The organism is Dehalococcoidales bacterium (assembly GCA_030698765.1).
Classification (GTDB): Bacteria; Chloroflexota; Dehalococcoidia; order Dehalococcoidales; family UBA2162; genus JAUYMF01.
Genome location: JAUYMF010000031.1, coordinates 1 through 5,464, shown reverse-complemented (window position 1 = coordinate 5,464; position 5,464 = coordinate 1). Strand labels below are relative to the sequence as shown.

The following is a 5,464-nucleotide window of genomic DNA, read 5'->3' as shown; positions in this document are numbered from 1 at the left end:
GCGCCTGAGCTTGTGCCTCCACTACCCGAACTGGCGCGGGCACCTGAGCCGGTGCCTCCAGCACCCCCACCGATGGTGTTAACTGAGGATGCTAAGGAAAAACGGGGTGAAGTTTACAAGCGGGCCAAACTGAAGGGGACCATTGAAAGTCAAGCCGCTGACCATCCCGCCCGCCTTCGCGCTCTGCTGGAGAAGGTCCCGGAATCAGCCAGGCCCGCTTTGTTGCGCGCTATCGCGGTCTCCGAATCCGGCTATGAGAGAGCCCTTGAGTCTTTAGAAGACTAGTGTCCTCTCAGCCTGAGTCAGGCGATAACCTCATCCCCTTTATCCCTTTCCCACCGGGAAGAGGGACAGGGGGGGATGGGTTTCCACTTTGTAAGCTGTTTATATTGATACGGAGATTCACTTATGGATATCGTCCCGGCTACTTTCAACTCAACGTTAACAGTATCTTTATTCACCTGACGAGATACCAGGGGACAACCTGAGGAATTTTTGAAAGCTGCTCCTAACCAATCAACGCCTTCTTCGTTATATATTGTGACAGAAGAAAATCCGGCGGTAACAGGAGGTAAATATAATGAAGAAGTTCGGATTATTGGCAATTGGCCTGGTAACGGTATTGATAATAGGCGGTCTGGCTGCCTGTGCCCCGGGCAGTAGTAATGTGGGAGGCGTGGCGGCTTTAAATATCACCAGCCAGCAGGAAGGTATCTGGGTCAGCGGAGAGGGCAAAGTGACCGTTATACCTGATGTCGCCATTCTGAGTCTGGGTATTGATGCTCAGGCGTCCAGTGTGGCTGAGGCCCAGGATATGGCATCCGGGGCTATGAATGATGTAATGGCGGTCCTGACCGGTAACGGTGTTGCTGAGAGAGATATCCAGACCCAGCAGTTCAGTATTCACCGGGTGACCAGATGGGATAATGTAAAGCAGGAAGAGACCGTGGTTGGCTACCGCGTAACCAATATCGTGACGGCCAAGATAAGGGATACTGGTAGTACCGGCGCTATTATTGACGCTGTGGCGCAGGCCGGTGGAGACCTTACCCGTATCGATAATATCGCTTTCTCGGTTGATGACCCTTCAGCCTACTATGATGAGGCCAGGGAGAAGGCGATGGCTGAGGCTAAGGCGAAAGCCGAGCAGTTGGCTGGCCTGGCTGGTGTCACGCTGGGCAAGGCGACTTTCATCTCAGAGAACATTCAGTCCCCGCCCATTTACTTCCGTGGCGATGTCATGCTGGAGGCGGCTCCGGCAGCGCCAACGCCCATCAGTCCCGGCGAGACCGAGGTTCGCCTCAGTGTTCAGGTAGCTTATGCCATCATAAGGTAATGGTAACCCGGTGGCCCCCCCTACCGGTACCAGTTAGGGGGACTCCATTTGGAGTCCCCCTCTTTTTTGTGACCCTATCCCCTTTGTCTCCGTTTTAGAAATCCATCCCCCCTGTATCCCCCTTCCTTTGTCAAAGGAAGGGGGGAGGAGGTTAGGGAAGAGGGGCGCAAGCCCCTCTTAAACTTCCCGTATTTGCACTTTCACCCGACAGTGTCCATCCATCCTCCCCCTTTCGTAAAGGGGGACTGAGGGGGATTTCCAACTCTTCGCCCCTCTTAGATGTCCCCTGCTATTGTTGAGAGTGTCCATCTTTCGTAAAGGGCCTGCCCGCCGTTTCTCCTAAACTATGGCAGGCGGGGGACTGAGGGGGATTTCGAAAAATTTGGACTGCTATCTTCTTGCTACTTACGGTAACAAGAGTTACACTCTGGTCTCGCTTTTGAAGTCGATGCGCGTTTTCCACAAGTATGGCAGTGTTTCTCTGGATAGTTGAGGTCTTCGTATTGTGCCCACACCCTGAAGTGCTCATCACAGAGCGGCCGGTCCAGGTTGTAAGGGATTGGTGTTCCGCATCTAATACAGTAGCCTGCTTGCTTTGCTCTAATGTGGGGTTTACCGGGTGTTCTTGTCTCATCTCTTACTACTGTCTCGAACACGGCTTTTGTTTCTCTTACAATCCCGAAGACGTTTCTCATAATACTGTCTTTCTCTGCCCCACTAACGATGAACTCCGCCTCATTACGAGCTTCATTGAAAACATCAGGCTCGTCTTTCAAGCTAATCAATATGCCCATCTCTCTGTTATTCTGTTGAGAATAGTCATACAAGTTCAAAGAGGTAATTACCATAGTTTCTTCGTTGTAGAAACATTTGGCGTGTAAATGGTCATCAAAGCGAAGCTCCAACTTTTTTAATTGTTTCAGGTCACTTCTTACATCAGCTTTTAAGTCGTCTTTTCTGCAAACCACTATTATTTTGACGTTGTTTGCATCTATAAATTTTAGGCGTCTTAACAAAGTATCCGGAATTTGCAGGTAGGGGGAAATCAAAACCACTCTATTGCTAGCCTTGCTAATTATATCCTCTATCGCTGCATAAGCTCCAGATGTATTTAAGAATTTCGCCATTTTGCTCTCACTTTCACCACAAACTCCCCTGCGGGGGCTTTTCCTTATTATTATAGGGCAGTCCGAGGTGCTGGTAGGCGAGGGGGGTAGCGACCCGGCCGCGAGATGTCCTGTCCAGGAAGCCCAGTTGCAGCAGGTAGGGTTCGTAGACATCCATGATGGTGTCCGCCTCCTCGCTGATGGCGGCGGCGATGGTCTCCAGTCCCACCGGCCCTCCGTTGAACTTTTCAATTATGGTGAGCAGTACCTTGCGGTCGGTATCGTCCAGGCCGTTGGGGTCAATTTCCAGCCTGGACAGAGCTTCAATGGCTACCGCTTGGGTAGCTACTCCGTCGGCTTTCACCTGAGCGTAGTCTCTAACACGTTTGAGCAGCCGGTTGGCCACGCGGGGTGTTCCGCGGGCACGGCGGGCAATTTCTTCCAGACCTCCGGCTTCAGCTTTTATACCCAGAATAGCGGCAGAACGTTTCAGGATTGTTTCAATAGATGACTGGTCGTAAAAATCGAGGTGATAAATGGCGCCGAAGCGGTCACGGAGGGGTGAGCTGAGCATGGCAAAGCGGGTGGTGGCTCCAATCAGGGTGAATTTGGGCAGGTTTAACCGCAGGCTTTTAGCGCCGGCCCCCTTGCCGATAATAAGGTCCAGGGCAAAGTCCTCCATGGCCGGGTACAGTACCTCTTCCACCGTCCGGTTCAGGCGGTGGATTTCATCAATAAAGAGTATGTCCTGGCTGCGGAGATTGGTCAGTATAGCCGCCAGGTCTCCGCTGCGCTCTATTGCCGGGCCGGAAGTAATCCGTATATTGACCTGCATTTCCGCGGCGATGATGTAAGCCAGGGTTGTCTTGCCCAGGCCGGCCGGGCCGTAGAGCAGCAGGTGATCCAGTGGCTCGCCTCTGCCCTTCGCCGCCGCGATGGCTATTCCCAGGTTTCCCTTGACCTTGTTCTGCCCGATGAAGTCATCAAGACAGCGCGGGCGTAAGCTGGTATCAAGTGATACATCTTCGGTACTGGTCTTACCCGATACGATGCGATCTATTTCGAAATCACCGCCTTACTTCATATATAGATAGTCGTTGCAGTTGTTCCGGGTTTATTATAGCACACATCTATTCAAAGCCAGGGTAGACGCCAAAAGGAAAGGTCACCCGGATTACGGGTGACCTTTTACAACTTACAGCGGTAACGGGCTGTGTCAGGAGTTATTCTTCCAGATCGGTCACTTCATCCAGGAGGTTCTCGTCCATTTCATCCGGTTCCTCCTCTTCAATCAGTTGGCTCGTTTCGTCGATGATCTCCTCTCCTCCGATGCCCGGGATGGGTGTCAGGTCTAACTCCAGGGCCTCCGGGGGAACTTCAATGGCTGGCAGTATTATCTCCTCAGAGACTGGAGAGCGTGCCGGTATCAGGCGGCCGATAATTACGTTCTCCTTGAGTCCGGCCAGCCTGTCCACGGCACCCCTGACGGCGGCTTCAGTCAGTACCTTGGTGGTCTCCTGGAAAGAGGCTGCCGCCAGCCAGCTGTTGGTGCTCAGCGAGGCTCTGGTTGTGCCCAGCAGCACGGTGTGGGCAGTGGCCGGTTCACCTCCCTCCGCCAGTACCTCGGCGTTGTTATCTTCGTACTGGAACCGGTCGATTAGCTCTCCGGGTATCAGCTCGGTATCTCCCGAGGAATCGATGCGCACCTTGGCCAGCATCTGATGGATGATGATTTCGATATGTTTGTCATTGATATTCACTCCTTGGGAGCGGTAGACCCTTTGCACCTCATCTACCAGGTATTGCTGGACGGCCTCCCTGCCCAGGATGTGCAGCATCTCCTGAGGATTGATTGAGCCATCGGTGAGTTGCTGTCCGGCTTTTATCAGGTCTCCAGTCTGGACACGAATGTGGGTAGTCGCCGGGACGGAATATTCGCGCTCTTCCTTCTCCTCGTAGACGATTGTCAGTTTCTTGCCTTTGATGGTGACCTGTCCCGTGCTATTAGCCAGGATAGGTTGGGACTCACCGGTCAAAGCCGTTGTTTCCGCTTTGCCTTTAGTCTTGCTTTCCGGCCTGGGCCGGGCCAGTTCCATCCCGATATCCACCCACTGCCCGTCCTCCACCGCAACTTTATACCCGGCAGGTACTGTGTATTCATCACTGAATGTTTCCGAGCTGTTAATCTTAATCCTGTCTCCCTCATCGTCATGAATAACTTCGGCGACCCCGGTTATATCAGCGAGAATAGCTGAAGCCTTGGGTAGTCTGGCTTCAAAGAGCTCCTCTACTCTGGGTAGACCGCTGGTGATGTCAACCCCCACCACACCGCCGGTGTGGAAGGTGCGTAAGGTCAGCTGCGTACCCGGTTCACCGATGCTCTGGGCAGCGATGATGCCAACCGCCGTATTGAGATTAACCAGGCGACCCCGTGACAGGTCCCGTCCGTAGCAGCGCTGACAGATGCCGCGGCGGGCCTGGCAGCTAATAGGAGACCTGGCGTGGACCGAGGTGATACCGGCAGCGATAATCTCTTCTATCTTCTGTTCGTCGATTTCTTCGTTACGGTCGACAATGGTCTGGCCGCTTCGGGGGTCGAGCACCTTGCTGGCCGCCAGGCGGCCGATAATCCTCTCAGCAAAGGATGGCAACAGGCCTTTTTCCTGGGGCTCGAATATCCAGAGACCGTCCAGAGTCTCGCAGTCTTCCTCGAAGATGATGACATCATGGGAAGCATCGATAAGCCGCCGGGTAAGGTATCCGCTTTCTGATGTTCTGAGAGCGGTATCGGCCAGCCCTTTGCGGGCGCCGTGGGTTGAAATAAAGTATTCCAGCACGCTGAGGCCCTCACGAAAGCTGGATTTGATTGGAAAATCAATTATCCTGCCGGAGGGGTTGGTCATCAGTCCCCGGATACCGGCCATCTGCCGGATCTGGGAGATGTTTCCTTTAGCTCCGGATGTTGCCATCATGTAGATGCTACCGTAACGGTCAAGGTTCTCGGAGATAGCGGTAGTAATCT

General features: G+C 53.3%; 5 protein-coding genes. 2 read left to right on the top strand and 3 right to left on the bottom strand.

Annotation, left to right across the window (positions count from 1 at the left end; translation table 11 throughout):
• Positions 1-285 (top strand): hypothetical protein (locus Q8Q07_01410; protein MDP3878948.1); only part of this gene is annotated, 285 nt, incomplete at its 5' end.
• A 295-nt stretch (positions 286-580) separates the two neighbouring features.
• The gene (locus Q8Q07_01405) at positions 581-1,336 is read left to right on the top strand and encodes an SIMPL domain-containing protein (protein ID MDP3878947.1); all 756 of its coding nucleotides are present in this window, start codon (positions 581-583) and stop codon (positions 1,334-1,336) included.
• A 401-nt stretch (positions 1,337-1,737) separates the two neighbouring features.
• Here Q8Q07_01405 and Q8Q07_01400 read toward each other — a convergent pair whose 3' ends face one another.
• The 3 genes from Q8Q07_01400 to Q8Q07_01390 all read right to left on the bottom strand — a co-directional run.
• The gene (locus Q8Q07_01400; GenBank protein ID MDP3878946.1) at positions 1,738-2,463 is read right to left on the bottom strand and encodes a phospholipase D family protein; all 726 of its coding nucleotides are present in this window, start codon (positions 2,461-2,463) and stop codon (positions 1,738-1,740) included.
• Positions 2,464-2,476: 13 nt separating this feature from the next.
• Positions 2,477-3,502 (bottom strand): Holliday junction branch migration DNA helicase RuvB, encoded by a 1,026-nt coding sequence (gene ruvB, locus Q8Q07_01395; GenBank protein ID MDP3878945.1) that lies wholly within the window; start codon positions 3,500-3,502, stop codon positions 2,477-2,479.
• 163 nt (positions 3,503-3,665) lie between these two features.
• Positions 3,666-5,464: DNA-directed RNA polymerase subunit beta' (locus tag Q8Q07_01390; protein ID MDP3878944.1), on the bottom strand; the 1,799-nt coding region annotated here is incomplete at its 5' end.